This is a genomic window from Pseudomonas sp. GP01-A4 (assembly GCF_058780865.1).
Genome location: NZ_JBYSWF010000005.1, coordinates 16,403 through 35,588, shown reverse-complemented (window position 1 = coordinate 35,588; position 19,186 = coordinate 16,403). Strand labels below are relative to the sequence as shown.

14 protein-coding genes are annotated in these 19,186 nt (G+C 62.1%); 9 read left to right on the top strand and 5 right to left on the bottom strand.

The features are described from left to right. Nucleotides 1–31 precede the first annotated feature (31 nt). The 6 genes from AC3WKX_RS05175 (at nt 32) to AC3WKX_RS05150 (ending at nt 10,953) form a co-directional block, all read left to right on the top strand. Nucleotides 32–2,335, top strand: coding sequence for a YgiQ family radical SAM protein (locus AC3WKX_RS05175; RefSeq protein ID WP_008439091.1), 2,304 nt, complete (start codon nt 32–34; stop codon nt 2,333–2,335). 221 nt (nt 2,336–2,556) lie between these two features. Then, nucleotides 2,557–3,477: an Ssp4 family T6SS effector gene (gene ssp4, locus AC3WKX_RS05170; protein ID WP_102604267.1), complete on the top strand. Its 921-nt coding sequence runs from the start codon at nt 2,557–2,559 to the stop codon at nt 3,475–3,477. Continuing rightward, nucleotides 3,474–3,923, top strand: a complete 450-nt coding sequence (locus tag AC3WKX_RS05165; RefSeq protein ID WP_102604266.1) for a hypothetical protein — start codon at nt 3,474–3,476, stop codon at nt 3,921–3,923. Before ssp4 ends, AC3WKX_RS05165 begins: the two co-directional genes overlap by 4 nt. A 187-nt stretch (nt 3,924–4,110) precedes the next feature. Continuing rightward, nucleotides 4,111–7,401 carry a transglutaminase family protein gene (locus AC3WKX_RS05160; RefSeq protein WP_102604265.1) on the top strand — a complete coding sequence of 1,097 codons (3,291 nt, stop codon included), beginning with the start codon at nt 4,111–4,113 and terminating at the stop codon, nt 7,399–7,401. A 175-nt stretch (nt 7,402–7,576) separates the two neighbouring features. After that, nucleotides 7,577–10,063, top strand: a complete 2,487-nt coding sequence (locus tag AC3WKX_RS05155; RefSeq protein WP_102604264.1) for a circularly permuted type 2 ATP-grasp protein — start codon at nt 7,577–7,579, stop codon at nt 10,061–10,063. Beyond that, nucleotides 10,063–10,953, top strand: coding sequence for a transglutaminase family protein (locus AC3WKX_RS05150; RefSeq protein WP_003217471.1), 891 nt, complete (start codon nt 10,063–10,065; stop codon nt 10,951–10,953). The genes AC3WKX_RS05155 and AC3WKX_RS05150 overlap by 1 nt, the downstream gene beginning before the upstream one ends. Before the next feature lie 70 nt (nt 10,954–11,023). On the opposite strand, the gene AC3WKX_RS05145 is transcribed toward AC3WKX_RS05150, so the two are convergent. Together AC3WKX_RS05145 and AC3WKX_RS05140 are read right to left on the bottom strand one after the other, a co-directional pair. Beyond that, entirely contained in the window at nt 11,024–11,203 is a 180-nt protein-coding gene (locus AC3WKX_RS05145) for a hypothetical protein (RefSeq protein ID WP_003217470.1), read from the bottom strand. Nucleotides 11,204–11,271: 68 nt separating this feature from the next. Next, nucleotides 11,272–11,859 (bottom strand): cytokinin riboside 5'-monophosphate phosphoribohydrolase, encoded by a 588-nt coding sequence (locus AC3WKX_RS05140; RefSeq protein WP_003217468.1) that lies wholly within the window; start codon nt 11,857–11,859, stop codon nt 11,272–11,274. A 337-nt stretch (nt 11,860–12,196) separates the two neighbouring features. Here AC3WKX_RS05140 and azu point away from each other — a divergent pair, with 337 nt between their 5' ends. Continuing rightward, nucleotides 12,197–12,643 carry an azurin gene (azu, locus tag AC3WKX_RS05135; RefSeq protein ID WP_008439083.1) on the top strand — a complete coding sequence of 149 codons (447 nt, stop codon included), beginning with the start codon at nt 12,197–12,199 and terminating at the stop codon, nt 12,641–12,643. A gap of 111 nt (nt 12,644–12,754) precedes the next feature. Here azu and nadE read toward each other — a convergent pair whose 3' ends face one another. The 3 genes from nadE to AC3WKX_RS05120 form a co-directional block, all read right to left on the bottom strand. Continuing rightward, a complete protein-coding gene (gene nadE / locus AC3WKX_RS05130; RefSeq protein WP_003217462.1) occupies nt 12,755–13,582 on the bottom strand; it encodes an NAD(+) synthase in 828 nt (275 codons plus the stop codon). A gap of 3 nt (nt 13,583–13,585) precedes the next feature. Continuing rightward, complete coding sequence (gene pncB, locus AC3WKX_RS05125) at nt 13,586–14,800, bottom strand: nicotinate phosphoribosyltransferase (RefSeq protein ID WP_003217456.1); 1,215 nt, start codon at nt 14,798–14,800, stop codon at nt 13,586–13,588. Between the two features lie 225 nt (nt 14,801–15,025). Further along, a complete protein-coding gene (locus AC3WKX_RS05120) occupies nt 15,026–15,922 on the bottom strand; it encodes a LysR family transcriptional regulator (RefSeq protein WP_003217454.1) in 897 nt (298 codons plus the stop codon). A gap of 154 nt (nt 15,923–16,076) precedes the next feature. Here AC3WKX_RS05120 and amaB point away from each other — a divergent pair, with 154 nt between their 5' ends. Next, nucleotides 16,077–17,567: an L-piperidine-6-carboxylate dehydrogenase gene (amaB, locus tag AC3WKX_RS05115; protein WP_008439082.1), complete on the top strand. Its 1,491-nt coding sequence runs from the start codon at nt 16,077–16,079 to the stop codon at nt 17,565–17,567. A gap of 170 nt (nt 17,568–17,737) precedes the next feature. Next, nucleotides 17,738–19,021 (top strand): L-pipecolate oxidase, encoded by a 1,284-nt coding sequence (gene amaA / locus AC3WKX_RS05110; protein WP_087692468.1) that lies wholly within the window; start codon nt 17,738–17,740, stop codon nt 19,019–19,021. The last annotated feature ends 165 nt before the right edge of the window (nt 19,022–19,186 follow it).

Genomic DNA, 19,186 nt, shown 5'->3' with positions numbered 1-19,186 from the left:
GCGATTTTTCATCTCAACACCGGTCACCGTCATGCAAACAGCCAAGCCGTTATTTGACTATCCCAAGTACTGGGCCGAATGTTTCGGTCCTGCGCCATTCCTGCCGATGAGCAGGGAGGAGATGGATCAGCTTGGCTGGGATTCATGCGACATCATCATCGTCACCGGTGACGCGTACGTGGACCATCCGTCGTTCGGCATGGCAATCATCGGCCGGCTGCTGGAGTCCCAGGGCTTTCGCGTCGGGATCATTGCCCAGCCCAACTGGCAGTCCAAAGACGACTTCATGAAGCTCGGCGAGCCGAACCTGTTCTTCGGCGTCGCGGCCGGCAACATGGACTCGATGATCAACCGCTACACCGCCGACAAGAAAATCCGCTCCGATGACGCCTACACCCCAGGCGGCATGGCCGGCAAACGTCCGGACCGCGCGAGCCTGGTCTACAGCCAGCGCTGCAAGGAAGCCTACAAGCACGTGCCGATCGTGCTCGGCGGCATCGAAGCCTCCCTGCGCCGCATCGCCCACTACGACTACTGGCAGGACCGTGTACGCAACTCGATCCTGATCGACGCCTGCGCCGATATCCTGCTGTACGGCAACGCCGAGCGGGCCATCGTCGAAGTCGCCCAGCGCCTGTCGTGGGGCCACAAGATCGAAGACATCACCGACGTGCGCGGCACTGCGTTCATTCGCCGTGACACGCCCGAAGGCTGGTACGAGGTGGACTCCACCCGTATCGACCGTCCGGGCAAGATCGACAAGATCATCAACCCGTACGTGAACACCCAGGACACCCAGGCCTGCGCCATCGAGCAGGAAAAGGGCCCGGTGGAAGACCCGGAAGAGGCCAAGGTGGTACAGATCCTGGCCAGCCCACGCATGACCCGTGACAAGACCGTGATCCGTCTGCCGTCCGTGGAAAAAGTCCGTGGCGACTCGGTGCTGTATGCCCACGCCAACCGCGTGCTCCACCTGGAAACCAACCCGGGCAACGCCCGCGCGCTGGTACAGAAGCACGGCGAAGTGGATGTGTGGTTCAACCCGCCGCCCATTCCCATGACTACCGAAGAAATGGACTACGTGTTCGGCATGCCTTACGCCCGTGTTCCACACCCGGCGTACGGCAAGGAAAAGATCCCGGCCTACGACATGATCCGCTTCTCGGTGAACATCATGCGTGGCTGCTTCGGCGGCTGCACCTTCTGCTCGATCACCGAGCACGAAGGCCGAATCATCCAGAACCGTTCCGAAGAGTCGATCATTCGCGAAATCGAAGAGATCCGCGACAAGGTGCCAGGCTTCACCGGCGTCATTTCCGACCTCGGCGGCCCGACCGCGAACATGTACCGCATTGCCTGCAAGAGCCCGGAAATCGAATCCGCGTGCCGCAAGCCATCCTGCGTGTTCCCGGGCATCTGCCCGAACCTGAACACCGACCACTCGTCGTTGATCCAGCTGTACCGCAGCGCCCGTGCGTTGCCGGGTGTGAAGAAGATCCTGATCGCTTCCGGCCTGCGCTACGACCTCGCGGTCGAGTCGCCGGAGTACGTGAAGGAGCTGGTGACCCACCACGTCGGTGGTTACCTGAAGATCGCCCCGGAACACACCGAGGAAGGTCCGCTCAACCAGATGATGAAACCGGGCATCGGCAGCTATGACAAGTTCAAGCGCATGTTCGAGAAGTACACCAAGGAAGCGGGCAAGGAGCAGTACCTGATTCCTTACTTCATCGCCGCCCACCCGGGCACCACCGATGAAGACATGATGAACCTGGCCCTGTGGCTCAAGGGCAACGGCTTCCGCGCCGACCAGGTGCAGGCGTTCTACCCGTCGCCAATGGCCACCGCCACGGCGATGTACCACTCGGGCAAGAACCCGCTGCGCAAGGTTACCTACAAGAGCGACGCGGTGACCATCGTCAAGAGCGAAGAACAGCGCCGTCTGCACAAGGCCTTCCTGCGCTACCACGACCCGAAAGGCTGGCCGATGCTGCGTGAAGCCTTGACCCGCATGGGCCGTGCAGACCTGATCGGGCCGGGCAAGGAGCAACTGATCCCGTTGCACCAACCGTCCACCGACAGCTACCAGAGCGCCCGTCGCAAAAACTCGACGCCGGCTGGCAGCCACAAGGTTGCGAAGGAAACCACCACCAGGATCCTCACCCAGCACACCGGCCTGCCGCCGCGAGGCAGTGATGGCAGCAACCCTTGGGACAAGCGCGAGCAAGCCAAGGCCGCAGCCATGGCGCGCAACAAGCAGGCCGCCAAGGAGCGCACCGACGCCGCCAAGGGCAAAGGCAAGAAGCCAGCCCGCAAGCCGGTGGTGCCGCGTTGATCGCCGCCTGAAACGCAAAACGCCAGCCTCGTGCTGGCGTTTTGCTTTCTAGCGGGTGGGTAGCCTGTTTGTTAAGGTGGCGCCCATTCGAGCGCCATCGCAGGCAAGCCAGCTCCCACATGTGACCGGGTTTCAGCATGAGAATGCGGTCGAATGTGGGAGCGGGCTTGCTCGCGAAAGCGCCAGTTCAGACACCACCCATTTCAAGGAAGAACACCCCCATGAGCAGCCCCCTGCTTGGCATCGGCATGGACTCCAACCGCTCCCAGTTCATGGCCCGCCAGCGCATCGAAAGCCAGATCAACCTGCCACGCCTGTTTGCCGCCATCGACGCCGACCCCGGCATTGTGGGGGCGGGTGTGGTGTATATCGATGCTGACTTCAACGTCGTCACCCTGCGCGAATTCCAACCCATCTGCAGCATTGCGCCCAAACGCGTGATCCTGCGGGAAGCGCAGCGGTACATAGCGCCGGCGCAGTTCGCCCAGCAGGTGCAAGACAATCCCCGTGAATCGCGGCTGGTGGGTGAAGCGATCAACACCACGCTGTCGTGTGCCGGTGCAGTCATCGGCTGGGTAGTGGTGCTCAGCGGCTCTGTCGCGATACCGTTTTCGGCGGGTGCCAGTACGGTGGTCGCAGCCCTCGGCTACACCGCTGCGGCAGCCAGTACCGTTCAGTGTTTTGCCGGTGGCTACCGGACCGTCAACGAAATAAGAAATCCGTCGCGCAACGACGAGCTCGACGGCGAGGAATGGTATCAATACACGATGATCGCGTTGGACGCCGCATCGTTGGTCGGAGTCGGTGCATCGTCACTCACCACCCTCAAGCTGGTCCGGCTGAATAGGGCGACCACCGGCAAAAGTGTTCGGGAGGTACTGAAAGGCTTGAATCGACAAGAGCGCGCCAAACTGACCAAGGAGTTGCTGAGCATTAACGACCCTCGCTTGAGCTCGAAGATGCTCAAGTTGCGTCAGTTGTCAGGTGAGCTGCCCAAGCGCTTCACGCCCACACAGGTCAAGCACGCAACGGTCACGCAAATACAGGATGCGTTGGGCGCCTCGATTGGCTTCACGGGCAGTGCGCTCTCCGGGAATGTCCGAACCATTGCCGTAGGTCTATACGAGGAGATTGAGCAATGAACCAAGCACCGAGCATTCGTGCCTTTCTATCCCGGTACTTTCCGGTTTTCATGGGGGCGATATTGGCGGCGGTATTTTCCCTGGTCTTCGCGGTGCCTTTGTTTTTTGACAGCTATTTCCGGGACCTTCCCCTGGCGGATAACGCCAAGTACTCCTTTCTCGGCGGAATCGCTCTGACGTTGGTCATCGTGCACTGCAACTTCATGATCGCCCGCGGACGCCCGCAATGGGTGTGGCCGCTGGTGGTGTTGCTGGGGCTTTGTCTTGTGTGTGTGCTGCCCACGATCGAGTACCGACCGCATCCATTTATTTATGGCATGAGCGTGCTGTTGCCGTTGCTGGCGCTGCTGGTGCTTAACAGCAAGCGCCACCGCGAAATGCGCCAGAAACTGGTCGAAGTTCGCCACCTGCGTGAAGCCGTGATCGCCAGGCACAAAGCCCGTTGACTGGGTAGATTCACCACCCACCCTCACACTCCCGCCACAAATATGTGCAACCCTCGCACCACGACGGCAGCCATCGCGCCGTTTTGGTGCTGTACTGCACCGGGTCCCACGATAAAGCGCAATGACCACTGCTCTGGCATAAGTCTTGCGCGCTTTGTTTCCATGCCCTGGCTCGCAGGAGGCCGCCGTGTCGATTCATGTCGCGTTGCACCACGTTACGCATTACCGCTACGACCGCGCGGTCGAACTCGGCCCACAGATTGTTCGTCTGCGTCCGGCGGCCCATAGCCGCACGCGGATTCTTTCCTACGCGCTGAAGGTGCTGCCGGAACAGCACTTCATCAATTGGCAGCAAGATCCCCAGGGCAATTACCTGGCGCGTCTGGTGTTCCCGGAAAAAACTGACGAGCTGCGCATCGAAGTCGACCTGGTGGCGGAGATGGCGGTATTCAATCCGTTCGATTTCTTCCTGGAACCCTACGCCGAAAAAATCCCGTTCAGCTACGCCGCCGATGAGCAGCGCGAGCTGGCGCCGTACCTCGAAACATTGCCGCTGACCCCGAGATTCGCCGCGTATCTGGCGGGTATCGACCGCACGCCGTTGCCGGCGGTGGATTTCCTGGTGGGCCTGAATCAGCGCCTGGCCGCCGATATCGGCTACCTGATCCGCATGGAGCCGGGGGTACAAACTCCGGAATTCACCCTGGAAAACGCCTCCGGTTCCTGCCGGGATTCGGCGTGGTTGCTGGTGCAACTGCTGCGTAATCTCGGTTTGGCGGCGCGATTTGTGTCGGGCTACCTGATCCAGCTGACCGCCGACGTCAAAGCCCTCGATGGCCCGTCCGGCACCGAGGTGGATTTCACCGACCTGCACGCCTGGTGCGAAGTGTATTTGCCCGGCGCCGGCTGGATCGGCCTCGATGCCACCTCCGGTTTGTTCGCCGGTGAAGGTCATATCCCGTTGGCCTGTAGTCCTGATCCTTCTTCCGCGGCGCCCATCAGTGGCCTGGTGGAACCCTGCGAGTGCGAATTTACCCACGAGATGTCCGTGGAGCGGATTTGGGAAGCCCCCAGGGTTACCAAGCCCTACACCGAAGAGCAGTGGCTGGCGATCCAGGCCCTGGGCCGGCAGATCGACGGTGACCTGCACAAGGACGACGTACGCCTGACCATGGGCGGCGAACCCACCTTCGTTTCCATCGACGACCCCGACGGCGCCGAATGGAACACCGCCGCCCTGGGCCCGGACAAACGCCGGCTGTCCGCCGAGCTGTTCCAGCGCATGCGCAAGCACTACGCACCCAAGGGCCTGGTGCATTTCGGCCAGGGCAAGTGGTACCCCGGCGAGCAACTGCCGCGCTGGTCCCTCAACTGCTACTGGCGCCGCGACGGCGTGCCGATCTGGCACAACAGCGCGCTGATCGCCGATGAGCAGGAAAGCTATGGCGCCGACGGCGTGATGGCCGGGCGTTTTCTGGCCAGCGTTGCCGAGCGCCTGAAACTGCCCGCGCAGTTTGTATTCCCGGCCTACGAAGACAATTTCTATTACCTGTGGCGCGAAGGCGCCTTGCCGCAAAACGTCAGCGCCGAAGATCCGCGCCTGGAGGACAAGCTTGAGCGCGAGCGCCTGCGCAAGGTCTTCAGCCAGGGCCTGGATAAAGTCATCGGCCAGGTGCTGCCGCTGGCGCGCACGGCGGCCAATGACCGCTGGCAGAGCGGGCGCTGGTACCTGCGGGACAACCATTGCCGCCTGGTGCCGGGCGATTCACCGTTGGGTTATCGCCTGCCACTGGCCTCGCAACCGTGGGTAACGGCGGCGGACTATCCGTTCGTGCACCCCACCGATCCCAATCAGGACCTGGCAGACCTGCCGACCACCTCGCAACTGCAAAGCCATGGCGAGGCAGCTGCCAGCCAAGACCGTATCCCGAAGATCGACGAGTCTGCCGACTGGCTGACCCGCACCGCCCTGTGCGCCGAGGCACGGGACGGCCGCTTGTACCTGTTCATGCCGCCGCTGGAACGGGTCGAGGATTACCTGGAACTGGTGGCCGCCATCGAAGCCACCGCCGAAGAACTGCATTGCCCGGTGTTGCTGGAAGGTTATGAGCCGCCGAGCGACCCACGCCTGAGCAACTTCCGGGTGACGCCGGATCCGGGTGTGATCGAGGTCAACGTGCAGCCGTCCGCCACCTGGGACGAGTTGGTGGAACGCACCGAGTTTCTCTACGAAGAAGCCCGGCAAACCCGCCTCACCACAGAAAAATTCATGATCGACGGGCGCCACACCGGCACCGGCGGCGGTAACCACTTTGTGCTCGGTGGCGCTACGCCCAAGGATTCGCCGTTCCTGCGGCGTCCCGATCTGCTGCGCAGCCTGATCAGCTATTGGCATAACCATCCGTCATTGTCCTACCTGTTTTCCGGCCTGTTCATCGGCCCGACTTCCCAGGCACCACGGGTCGACGAAGCGCGCAACGATGCGCTGTATGAGCTGGAAATCGCCTTCGCGCAGATGCCCGAAGCGGGCGAAGAATGCCCGCCATGGTTGGTGGACCGCCTGCTGCGCAACCTGCTGATCGACGTCACTGGCAATACCCACCGCGCCGAGTTCTGCATCGACAAGCTCTACTCGCCGGACGGTGCCACCGGCCGCCTGGGCCTGCTGGAATTGCGTGCCTTTGAAATGCCGCCCCACGCCCGCATGAGCCTGACCCAACAGTTGTTGCTGCGGGCACTGGTCGCGCGGTTCTGGCGTGAACCCTATGCGCCGCCGAAGCTGGCGCGCTGGGGCACAGAGCTGCATGACCGCTTCCTGCTGCCGCACTTTATCGAGCAGGATTTTGCCGACGTGATCGTCGAGCTGAACGCTGCCGGTTATCCGCTGCGGGCCGAATGGTTTGCCGCGCACCTGGAGTTCCGTTTTCCCAAGGTCGGTGACTACGCCGTCAGCGGCATCGAACTGGAATTGCACCAGGCCCTTGAGCCCTGGCATGTGCTGGGCGAAGAGGGTGCGGTGGGCGGTACGGTGCGTTACGTGGATTCGTCCCTGGAGCGCCTGCAGGTCAAGTTGAGTGGCCTGCCGCCCCAGCGTTACCTGCTGACCTGCAATGGCATCCCGGTGCCGCTGCAACCCACCGGGCGCGTCGGCGAGTTTGTGGCTGGCGTGCGTTATCGCGCCTGGCAACCGGCCAACTGTTTGCAGCCGACCATCCCGGTGCATGCGCCACTGGTGTTCGATCTTTTGGACACATGGATGCAGCGCTCGCTGGGCGGTTGCCAGTACCATGTCGCCCATCCGGGCGGGCGCAATTACGACAGCCTGCCGGTGAATGCCAATGAAGCTGAAAGCCGGCGGATGGCGCGGTTTTTCCGCTTGGGACACAGCCCCGGGAAATTGCCGGTGCCGAGTGTGGTGATCAATGATGAATTGCCGATGACCCTGGATTTGCGGCGCTTCTCCAATAAGAATGACTAAACGCGATTCAAAATGTGGGAGCGGGCTTGCTCGCGAATACGGTGTCTCAGAAACACATTAAGTGACTGACACTCCGCTTTCGCGAGCAAGCCCGCTCCCACACAAGCCCGCTCCCACAGTTGGATCGCGTGGTTTGTGAGTTAATTCGACTTCCCTTGCCTCTGCCGAGCGTTCCATGCCCGACTTGCTCGACCGTTACCCGCTGACCGCGGGCACTTATCACGAACTGCTGGACGACAGCGGCGCGGTTCGCGCCCATTGGCAGCGGCTGCTCGATCACTTGCAACGCAGCACCCCGGCGCAACTGGCCCAGCGCCAAGCCTTGCTGACTCGGCAGATCCAGGAAAACGGCGTGACCTACAACGTCTACGCCGACCCCAAGGGCGCCGATCGCCCCTGGGAGCTGGACCTGCTGCCCCACGTGCTGGCCGCCGATGAATGGAAGCAACTCTCCGCCGGCATCGCCCAGCGTGCGCGCCTGCTGAATGCAGTACTGGCCGACCTCTACGGCCCGCAACGCTTGATCGCCGAAGGCTTGCTGCCGGCAGAACTGGTGTTCGGCCATAACAATTTCCTGTGGCCGTGCCAGGGGATCCAGCCGCCCGACGGCGCGTTCCTGCACCTGTACGCCGTGGACCTGGCGCGTACGCCGGATGGCCGCTGGTGGGTCACCGCCGACCGGACCCAGGCCCCGTCCGGCGCCGGTTATGCTTTGGAAAACCGCACCATCGTGTCCCGCGCCTTCCCGGACCTGTACCGCGACTTGCAGGTGCAGCACCTCACCGGGTTCTTCCGCACCCTGCAGGAAACCCTGGCCCGCCAGGCGCCGAGCGACGACCAGCCACCGCTGATCGTGCTGCTGACCCCGGGCCGTTTCAACGAAAGCTATTTCGAGCATCTGTACCTCGCCCGCCAGCTTGGCTACCCGCTGGTGGAAGGCGGCGACCTGACCGTGCGCGACGCCACGGTGTACCTCAAGACCCTCAGCGGCCTGCGCCGGGTGCACGCGATCATGCGCCGCCTGGACGACGATTTCTGCGACCCGCTGGAACTGCGCACCGACTCGGCCCTCGGCGTGCCCGGCCTGCTGGATGCCGTGCGCCAGGGCAATGTGCTGGTGGCCAACGCCCTGGGCAGTGGCGTGCTGGAATCCCCTGGCCTGTTGGGATTTCTGCCGAAGATCAATCAATTCCTGTTTGGCGAAGAGCTGATCCTGCCGTCCATCGCGACCTGGTGGTGCGGTGAGCCGCCGGTGCTGGCCGAAGCCCTGGAGAAACTGCCGGAGCTGCTGATCAAGCCGGCGTTTCCGTCGCAAAGCTTTACCCCGGTATTTGGCCGCGACTTGAACGACGAACAACGCGAGGCCCTGGCTGAGCGCATGCGCGCGCGGCCTTACGCCTATGTCGCCCAGGAACTTGCGCAGTTGTCCCAGGCGCCGGTCTGGCACACCGTTGACGATCACCTTCAGCACCGCGCCATCGGCATGCGTGTGTACGCCGTAGCCAGCGCCGACGGTTATCGGGTACTGCCCGGTGGCCTGACCCGTGTGGCCGCCGATGCCGATGCCGAAGTGGTGTCGATGCAGCGCGGCGGTGCGAGCAAGGACACCTGGGTGCTCGGCGAACGCGCCCATGGCACCGAGCAATGGCGCGCCCAGCGAGCCATCGGCGCCCATGACCTGGTGCGGCGCGATCCGTACCTGCCGTCGCGGGTGGTGGAAAACCTGTTCTGGTTTGGCCGTTATTGCGAGCGCTGTGATGACAGTGCGCGCTGGTTGCGGATCGTCCTCGCCCGCTATGTCGACGGAGACGACCCGCTGGCGCTGCAGGCGGCGGTTGAACTGGGTGAGAACCTGCGACTGTTGCCGGAGGAGGGCGAGTTGCCTGAGCGGCTTCAGGCGGCGTTGCTCGGTGACGACTGGCCGTCGAGCCTGCGGGCCAACTTGCAGCGCTTGCAGTGGGCGGCGTCCCAGGTGCGCGGCAAGCTGTCCCGGGAAAACTGGCAGGCGCTGGTGGAGTTGCAGCGCGAAGCCCTGGAACTGGAAAGCGAAGAGCCGGACTTCGGCGAACTGCTGGATTTCCTCAACCGCCTGGTGATGTCCCTGGCCGCGCTGTCGGGCTTTGCCCTTGACGACATGACCCGCGACGAAGGCTGGCGCTTCCTGATGATGGGCCGGCGCATCGAGCGCCTGCAGTTTCTCAGCAGCAGCCTGGCGGCGTTCCTGCGCGGCGTGGCGGTGTTCGATCAGGCCGGGCTGGAGTGGTTGCTGGAGCTGGGCAACAGCAGCATCACCTATCGTTCGCGCTACCTCGCGGTACCGCAGCTGATTCCGGTGCTGGACCTGTTGCTGCTGGATGAGCAAAACCCCCACGCAGTGCTGTTCCAGCTGAAACTGGTGAGCCGCACCTTGCGCCGCTTGAATGACGATTTCGGCGTGCCCCGGGAAACCGGGCTGGCGCCGTTGGTGGAGCGCCTGGCGCGCTTTGACCTGGGCTGCCTGGAGAACCCGCTGTTCGGCGAGTCCAGTGTGCGTGCCGCGCTGGATGGCCTGGCCGACCTGCTGCAAGCGGTGGCCGATGAAAGTGGGCAAGTCTCCGACCGCCTGGCCTTGCGCCATTTTGCCCATGTGGACGATGTCAGCCAGCAAACGGTGTCTGTGTGATGAGTGCCCGCTACCAGATTTTCCACGATACCCATTACCACTACGACAGCCCGGTGTCCCTGGCCCAGCAGCTGGCGCACCTGTGGCCGCGGCCTTGCGCCTGGCAGCGCTGCAGCTCGCAGCAACTGGAGATCAGCCCAGAACCGACCTCGCGCCGGGATGAACTGGATGTGTTCGGCAACCCGATCACTCGGCTGGCATTCGAGCGGCCCCATGATGAACTGCTGGTGAACGCCGGGCTGACAGTGGAGGTGTTGGCGCGGCCGCTGCTGGATTTCAGCCTGTCGCCGGCCTGGGACCAGACCCGCAACGGCCTGACCTACAGCAGCCAGCCGCTGTCGGCCGAAGTGATCGAGGCGTGCCGCTATCGGTTCGAATCGCCCTATGTGCATTTGAAGAAAAGCTTCGTCGAGTTCTCCGAAGACTGTTTCCCGGCCGGTCGTCCGTTGCTGTTGGGTGTGCAGGCGCTGATGCAGAAGATCTTCAGCGAATTTACTTTCGATGCCGAAGCCACCCAGGTCGCCACGCCGTTGGTGGAAGTGCTGGAGCGCCGGCGCGGCGTGTGCCAGGACTTCGCCCACCTGATGCTCGCGTGCCTGCGTTCCCGGGGCCTGGCGGCGCGGTATATCAGTGGTTACCTGCTGACCCAGCCACCGCCCGGCCAACCACGGTTGATCGGCGCGGATGCGTCCCACGCGTGGGTGTCGGTGTTTTGCCCGGTGTCGGGTTGGGTGGATTTTGACCCGACCAACAATGTGCAGCCGGCACTGGAACACATCACCCTGGCCTGGGGCCGGGACTTTTCCGATGTTTCGCCGTTGCGGGGGGTGATTCTGGGGGGAGGGAGCCATGACCCGGAAGTGCGGGTGACGGTGATGCCGCTGGAGTAATGCACATATCTCAAATCGGGACGCGGAGCGCCCCAGGATGCATTCCCACGCGGAGCGTGGGAACGATCACCTATTCAGCGTCTTTCGGTGCTTCGGTTTCGTCTGTAGCCACTGTACCTTCAGCATCCGGGTTCAGTGCACCGGCTTCTTCGTCGGCTGCAATTTTCTTGCGCTGCAGCTTTTCCTCTTTCTTCTGCTCTTTGGCCAAGTCTCTCTGACGTTTGGCGAAGGAGTAATTAGGTTTTGCCATGGGCGATCCTCTGGGGTCGAAGGTGAGGTTGAGCGGCGCGTATTCTGCCTTTAATCGCGTCCCAAGGGTTAATCGGGTTTTTGGTCCACCCATTTGGGCAGGACCAGCGGTTGCCAGGCATCCAGTACGTCAAGCAGCTCAGCCGGCGATTCGCTCATTTGCAGCATGGCACGATGCGGTGCACGGACGAAGCCTTCGCCGACGATATGATCAAGAAAATCGGTCAACTTGCGGTAAAAACCGTTCACTTCGAGCAAACCCAGCGGTTTGCCGTGGTAGCCGAGCTGGCCCCAGGTCCAGACTTCGAACAGTTCTTCCAGGGTGCCCAGGCCGCCCGGCAGCGCAATAAAGGCGTCGCTCAGTTCGGCCATGCGCGCCTTGCGGGCGTGCATGCCGTCGACCACCTCCAGGCGGGTCAGGCCTTTGTGGCCGATTTCGAGGTTTTTCAGGCTTTCGGGAATAATCCCGATCACCTCGCCGCCGGCTTCCAGCGCCGCATCGGCGACGATACCCATCAGGCCCACGGCGCCGCCGCCGTACACCAGGGTCAGCTTGCGCTCGGCCAGCGCGCGCCCGAGGGCCACGGCTGCTTCACGGTAGGCCGGGTTGGTGCCGCTGCTGGCACCGCAAAACACACAGACAGACTTCAAGGACATACCTGACTCCACTCAGTTGTGGCTAAAGAGTAAAGGCTGGCTTGCGTCTCTCAAAGGATTAAACCTCGCGTTGAGGTGTTTCGCAGGTGCCGCTGGCACCACAGGCATAGGCGGCAAGCAGGCTGCGGAACAGACTATTGAGGTGCATGGCTGGGACTCCGGATGGGTGATGGACCGATCATAGGCCGGCACTCGCACTTTGGCCGGTAGATTGTGTCGATGAGTCTGATAGCCTAAAGTTGTATACAATCTGTTGATACAGATCATATGAAGTCCTGCCTGACTCAGGCACCCTTGTCGCAATATGCGTTTTTTAAACCCTGCCCTGGAGATTCACATGTTTGCCAAACTCGTTGCTGTTTCCCTGCTGACTCTGGCTAGCGGCCAGTTGCTTGCTGCAGAGTGCAAGGTCACTGTCGACTCCACTGACCAGATGTCCTTCAACACCAAGGCCATCGAAATCGACAAGAGCTGCAAGACGTTCACCGTTGAGTTGACCCACTCCGGCAGCTTGCCGAAAAACGTCATGGGCCATAACTGGGTGCTGAGTTCCGCTGCCGACATGCCTGGCATCGCCAGCGACGGCATGGCTGCCGGCATCGACAAGAACTACCTGAAAGACGGTGACACCCGCATCATCGCCCACACCAAGATCATCGGTGCCGGCGAGAAAGACTCGGTGACCTTCGATGTGTCGAAGCTGGCGGCAGGCACTGACTACGCGTTCTTCTGCTCGTTCCCAGGCCACATCTCGATGATGAAAGGCACTGTGACCCTGAAGTAATCACCTTTGTAGGAGCGAGCTTGCTCGCGAAAACCTCAAGGGCACCGCGCTCATCCAGGATGGGCGCGTTTTCGTTGACGATCTTCGCGAGCAAGCTCGCTCCTACAGTGCTTAAGGTGCAAACGGCATTACCCGCTTGTGCTCGGTCTTGCGATAGGTGTCGCAGATGATCTTGAAGGCTTCCTCGCGCACCGGCTCGCCGTGCAGGAACGCGTCGATCTCGGCATAGGTCACGCCATGGGACGCTTCGTCCGGCTTGCCCGGCGACAGGTCTTCCAGGTCGGCCGTCGGGATCTTCTCTACCAGCGATTCCGGAGCACCAAAGTGCCGGGCAATCGCGCGCACCTGGTTCTTCACCAGCCCGCTCAGCGGCGCCAGGTCGCAGGCGCCATCACCGAACTTGGTGAAAAAGCCCATCACGGCTTCCGCCGCATGGTCGGTACCGATCACCAAACCACCGGCCGCGCCGGCGATGGTGTACTGCGCCACCATGCGCATGCGCGCCTTGGTGTTGCCCAGCACGAAGTCCCGGGAGACTGCGGCCTTGCCTTCAAACGCCGCCACTTCATTGGCCAGGGATTTCACCGCCGGGCCGATGTTCACTGTGTGGCGCTCGTCGGGCTCGATAAAGTCTACGGACGCCTGGGCGTCGTGTTCGTCGAACTGGGTTTCGTAGGGCAGGCGCACCGCGATAAAGCGGTACGCATCGTCACCCTTGGCAGCCCGCAACTCTTGCATTGCACGCTGGGCCAGCAGGCCGGCGGTCAGGGAGTCGACGCCGCCGCTGATGCCCAGCACCAACGTCTTGAGGCCTGAATTGAGCAGGCAATCCTGGATAAAGGTAACGCGCCGGGCGACCTCCGCCTCAAGGGCGGCCTGGTCCTTGAACGGTGGTTGGACCTTGAGCTGTTCAGCAATCTCGCGCTGTACGGCTTGCATGATTCACTCCTTGCTGGGTAGGGCAGGTACTTTGAAAACGTGGCGCAAATAGGCGACAAAGTTCGGATCGGTGCAGTGGGTCTTGCCCGCTTCATCGGAAATCTTCGCGACGGGCTGGCCATTACAGGCAGTCATTTTAAGCACGATGCTCATCGGTTCCACACCTGGAATATCACAGGTCAGGTTGGTGCCGATGCCGAAGCTCACATTGATCCGACCACGCAGCGCGCGGAAAATCTCCAGCGCCTTGGGCAGCGACAGGCTGTCGGAGAACACCAGGGTCTTGCTCATCGGCTCGATCCCCAGCTTGTGGTAGTGGGCGATCGCCTTTTCGGCCCATTGCACCGGGTCACCGGAGTCGTGGCGCAGGCCGTCGAAGAGCTTGGCGAAGTACAGGTCGAAATCGCTGAGAAACGCATCGGTGGTGATGCAATCGGTCAGGGCGATGCCCAGCAGGCCACGGTACTCGCGCACCCAGCAGTCGAGGGCGGCGATCTGGCTGTCGATCAGGCGCGGGCCGAGTTGCTGGTGGGCCATGATCCATTCGTGGGCCATGGTGCCCAGCGGCTTCATGTTCAGCTCGCGGGCCAGGTGCACGTTGCTGGTGCCGACAAAACGCCCGGGGAAGTCGTGCTTGAGCACGTTCACCACTTCTTCCTGCACGCGGTAGGAGAAGCGTCGACGCGTGCCGAAATCCGCGACCTGCAGTTCGGACAGTTCTTCGACGCTGGCGTTGGCCGTCAGCCAGTCGAACTTGCGATACAGCTGCTCGCGGGCCTGTTCGAGGATCACGCTCTGGTAGCGATAGCGGTTACGCACTTCGCTGACGATGGCCAGCATCGGCACTTCAAACAGGATCACGTGCAGCCATGGCCCGCGCAGGCGGATAAACAGCTCACCGTTTTCGATACCGGTGTGCACGTAGCGCAGGTTGAAGCGAAACAGCCCGAGGAAACGCAGGAAATCCGGCTTCATGAAGCTGATGCGTTCCAGGAAGCCCAGTTGGTCGGGGCTCAGGCTCAGCTCGGCGAGGCGCTCGATCTGGTAGCGGATCTCCGCCAGGTACGGGCGCAGGTCTTCACTGTTGCGGCAACGAAACTCCCATTCAACTTCCACGTTCGGGTAGTTGTGCAGCACCGCCTGCATCATGGTCAGCTTGTAGAAGTCGGTGTCGAGCAGGTTCTGCACGATGCGATCGGCAAACACACTCTCGCTCATAACGGGAATCTCCAGACGGGTCGGCGATGGGCGCCGACCTTTACGCACAATTAAGGAATGGCGCTAGTGGCGCATAGACCTGTGCTGTTTTGCCAGTGTTTTTTCAGCTGGGCATTGTTGTGTGGCCCCTGACGCCTTCGCGAGCAAGCCCGCTCCCACATTTGGAACGCGTTCCAAATGTGGGAGCGGGCTTGCTCGCGAAGGCGGTATTGCAGGCAACGCGCCTCAATCAGACTCAACCTGCTCCATCATCCACTTCACAAAATCCCGCACCTTGGGCACTTCCGCCGAGTGCTCGGGGTAGGCCAGGTAATACGCATCCTGGCTCGGCATCGCATGCTGCCAGGGGATCACCAGCTTGCCTTCGGCGAGCTCTTCTTCCACCAGAAACCTGGGCAGCAGCGCCACACCGCAGCCAACCTGTGCGGCGCGAATGCACATATAAAAGGTCTCGAAGCGCGGCCCATGGTAGCTGTGCTCGGTGTGATGACCCTGGGCGGCGAACCAGTCATGCCAGCCTTGCGGGCGCGAGGCGTTTTGCAGCAACACCAGTTCGCTCAGTTGCGTGGGGTCGGTAAATGCTTGGGCGGGCAGGCTGTCGGGTGAGCACACGGGCACCAGTTCTTCGCTGAATAGCTTGAGGCTCTCGGTGCCGGGCCGTGAGCCCTGGCCAAAGTAGAAGGCCAGGTCGGCCTTGCCTTGCAGCAGCTCGTCGGGCTCCTGTTCGTTGCACAGGTCCAGGTGAATCTGCGGATGGCGCAGTCGCCAGCCCTTGAGGCGCGGCACCAGCCAGCGGGCGCCGAAGGTGTAGGGCGTGGACACCCGCAGCACTTCAGTCTCGCCGCCGTAGGAGCGCAGGTAATGGGTGGACATCTCCACCTGAGTGAGGATCTTGCGCACTTCCACCAGGTACAGATCGCCCGCCGGGGTCATCTGCAAGCGGCGGCGCACCCGGCGAAACAGCAGGTGCTGCAACAGTTCTTCCAGCTGCGCGACCTGTTTGCTGACAGCGCTCTGGGTGAGGTTCAGCTCTTCGGCGGCGCGGGTAAAACTCAGGTGGCGGGTGACCGCTTCGAAGCACTGCAGGGCGGTGATCGAGGGCAAATGTCTTTTATTCAGCACGGCACGCCTCTTTTTGTTCTTAGCATGAATAAACGGAATGATATCTCGCCTAATCGTCGTTTGTTGGCAAGTCTTGGGCCAGCTACAAATAAGGTCTGGATCGCCGCGACCGCTGGCGGCGCAAATTTCTGTTTGTAGATTGAAGGAGTGACCCATGGTTGCCGCATTGCTTGATCGTCTGGGGGTAAACCCGGCGCTGTACCAGTCGGGTAAACAACCCGTGCATTCGCCCATTGATGGCAGCCGGATTGCCAGTGTGCACTGGGAAGGCGCCGCCGAGGTGGAGCAGCAGGTCAGTCGCGCCGAGCATGCATTCGAGGCCTGGCGCAAGGTGCCGGCCCCGCGTCGTGGTGAGCTGGTGCGCCAGTTCGGCGACGTGTTGCGCGAGTACAAGGCCGACCTCGGCGAGCTGGTGTCGTGGGAAGCCGGCAAGATCACCCAGGAAGGTTTGGGTGAAGTGCAGGAAATGATCGACATCTGCGACTTCGCCGTCGGCCTGTCGCGCCAGTTGTACGGCTTGACCATCGCCTCCGAGCGTCCGGGCCACCACATGCGTGAAACCTGGCACCCGCTGGGCGTGGTTGGCGTGATCAGCGCCTTCAACTTCCCGGTCGCCGTATGGGCGTGGAACACCGCGCTGGCGCTGGTGTGCGGCAACGCAGTGATCTGGAAACCGTCGGAAAAAACCCCGCTTACCGCCCTGGCCTGCCAGGCACTGTTCGAGCGCGTACTGAAGAACTTCAGCGATGCGCCGCCGTACCTCAGCCAGGTGATCATCGGTGGCCGCGATGCCGGCTCCGCACTCGTGGATGACCCGCGTGTTGCGCTGATCAGCGCCACCGGCAGCACCCGCATGGGCCGCGAAGTAGCGCCGAAAGTCGCTGCACGTTTTGCCCGCAGCATTCTCGAACTGGGCGGCAACAACGCGATGATCCTCGGCCCAAGCGCCGACCTGGACATGGCCGTGCGCGCGATTCTGTTCAGCGCCGTCGGTACCGCCGGCCAGCGCTGCACCAGCCTGCGTCGGCTGATCGCCCATGAGTCGGTAAAAGAGGAAATCGTCACCCGCCTCAAGGCTGCGTATTCCAAAGTGCGCATCGGCCATCCGCTGGAAGGCAACCTGATCGGCCCGCTGATCGACAAGCACAGCTTCGAAAACATGCAGGACGCCCTGGAGCAGGCCTTGAGCGAAGGCGGCCGGGTGTTTGGCGGCAAGCGCCAGTTGGAAGACACGTTCCCCAACGCTTACTACGTGTCGCCGGCCATCGTGGAAATGCCGGAGCAGAGTGATGTGGTGTGCACCGAGACGTTCGCGCCGATTCTGTATGTGGTCGGCTATACCGATTTCGCTGAAGCGCTGCGCCTGAACAATGCAGTGCCACAAGGCCTGTCTTCGTGCATCTTTACCACTGACGTGCGCGAGGCCGAGCAGTTCATGTCGGCGGTGGGCAGTGACTGCGGGATCGCGAACGTCAACATCGGCCCGAGCGGCGCGGAGATTGGTGGCGCGTTTGGCGGTGAGAAAGAGACCGGTGGCGGGCGTGAGTCGGGCTCGGATGCATGGCGCGGGTACATGCGTCGCCAGACCAACACCGTGAACTACTCGCTGGAACTGCCGCTGGCCCAGGGCATTACCTTCGACTGATACCTCAAGTCGGAGTGAGGTCAATGTGGGAGCGGGCTTGCTCGCGAAAGCGGTGTGTCAGTCAACGAATGCTTATCTGATCCACCGCTTTCGCGAGCAAGCCCGCTCCCACATTTGACCGTATTTACAATTCGGAAAAGTGGTTTGTTAGGTCTCATCGGAGTCTGGCAATGGCATTACGCGAAGCATGTTTGTGGGAACAACTCACTCCTGGCCGGCCGGATCGTGCCGCGCTCAAGGGCGAGGTAAAAGTGGATGTGTGCGTGATCGGCGCCGGCATCACCGGTTTGTCGGCAGCCATACACTTGCTGGAACAAGGAAAAAGTGTCGCCGTACTCGAGGCCCATCGCACCGGCCACGGTGGTTCGGGACGCAACGTAGGGCTGGTCAATGCAGGGATGTGGATTCCCCCGGACGAGATAGAAGCCGGTTTTGGTACCGCGGTGGGCAGCCAGCTCAACCGCATGCTCGGCGCGGCACCGTCCCTGGTGTTCAGCCTGATCGACAAATACAACATCGACTGCCAACTGCGTCGCGAGGGCACCTTGCACATGGCGCACAACGCCCGTGGCGAGGCGGATTTGCGCAGTCGTGAAGAACAGTGGAAGCGTCGCGGTGCACCTGTGGAGCTGTTGACCGGCGCTGCATGCGAACAAGCCACCGGTACCAAAAAGATTGCCGCCGCCTTGCTCGACCGGCGGGCCGGCACCTTGAACCCGATGGCCTACACCAGTGGTTTGGCCAATGCCGCCGTCGGGCTCGGCGGACAGTTGTTCGATCACTCCCCAGTCACCCAACTGGAACGCCAGGGCCAGCACTGGTCAGTGCAGACTGCCCAAGGCTCGGTGCAGGCCGAACAGGTGGTGATCGCTTCGAACGCCTACACCGAAGGCGAGTGGACCGAGCTGCGCCGCAACTTTTTCCCCGGTTATTACTATCAGGTGGCGTCGGCCCCTCTGACCGACGACGCCGCCCAACAAATCCTGCCCGGCGGCCAAGGCTCCTGGGACACTCGCCAGGTACTCAGCAGCATCCGCCGCGACGCCGAAGGCCGCCTGCTGCTCGGCAGCCTGGGCAACGGCAACCAGAAACCCGCGTGGTTCCTCAAGGCCTGGGCCGATCGGGTGCAACAGCACTACTTCCCGTACCTCAAACCGGTGCAGTGGGAGTGCACCTGGACCGGCTGCATCGCGTTCACCCCGGACCACTTGATGCGCCTGTTCGAGCCGGCGCCCGGGTTGGTGGCGGTCACCGGTTACAACGGGCGCGGGGTGACGACCGGCAGTGTCGTGGGCAAAGCCTTCGCGGATTATCTGTGTCACCAGGATCCACAGGCACTGCCGATCCCCTTTGCGCCGATGCAGCCGTTGGCCGGTGTGGGCCTGCGCAGCTGTTTGTACGAGGCGGGATTCTCGCTGTATCACGCGGGCCAATGCCTGCGGATCGTGATCTGATCAACGAAATACCCCTCAGAAGCCTGCATTTTCTTAGCCGGCTACTAATCTGTATTGGTGCGAGTCGTAGCAGTAACGCACTGTAAATGTGCACTTCCGTTACGCACGCTGTTACATGTTTAAGGGTGGCCGTTTAGTGGCCGGGTTGCAGTGCTTGATTGGTCG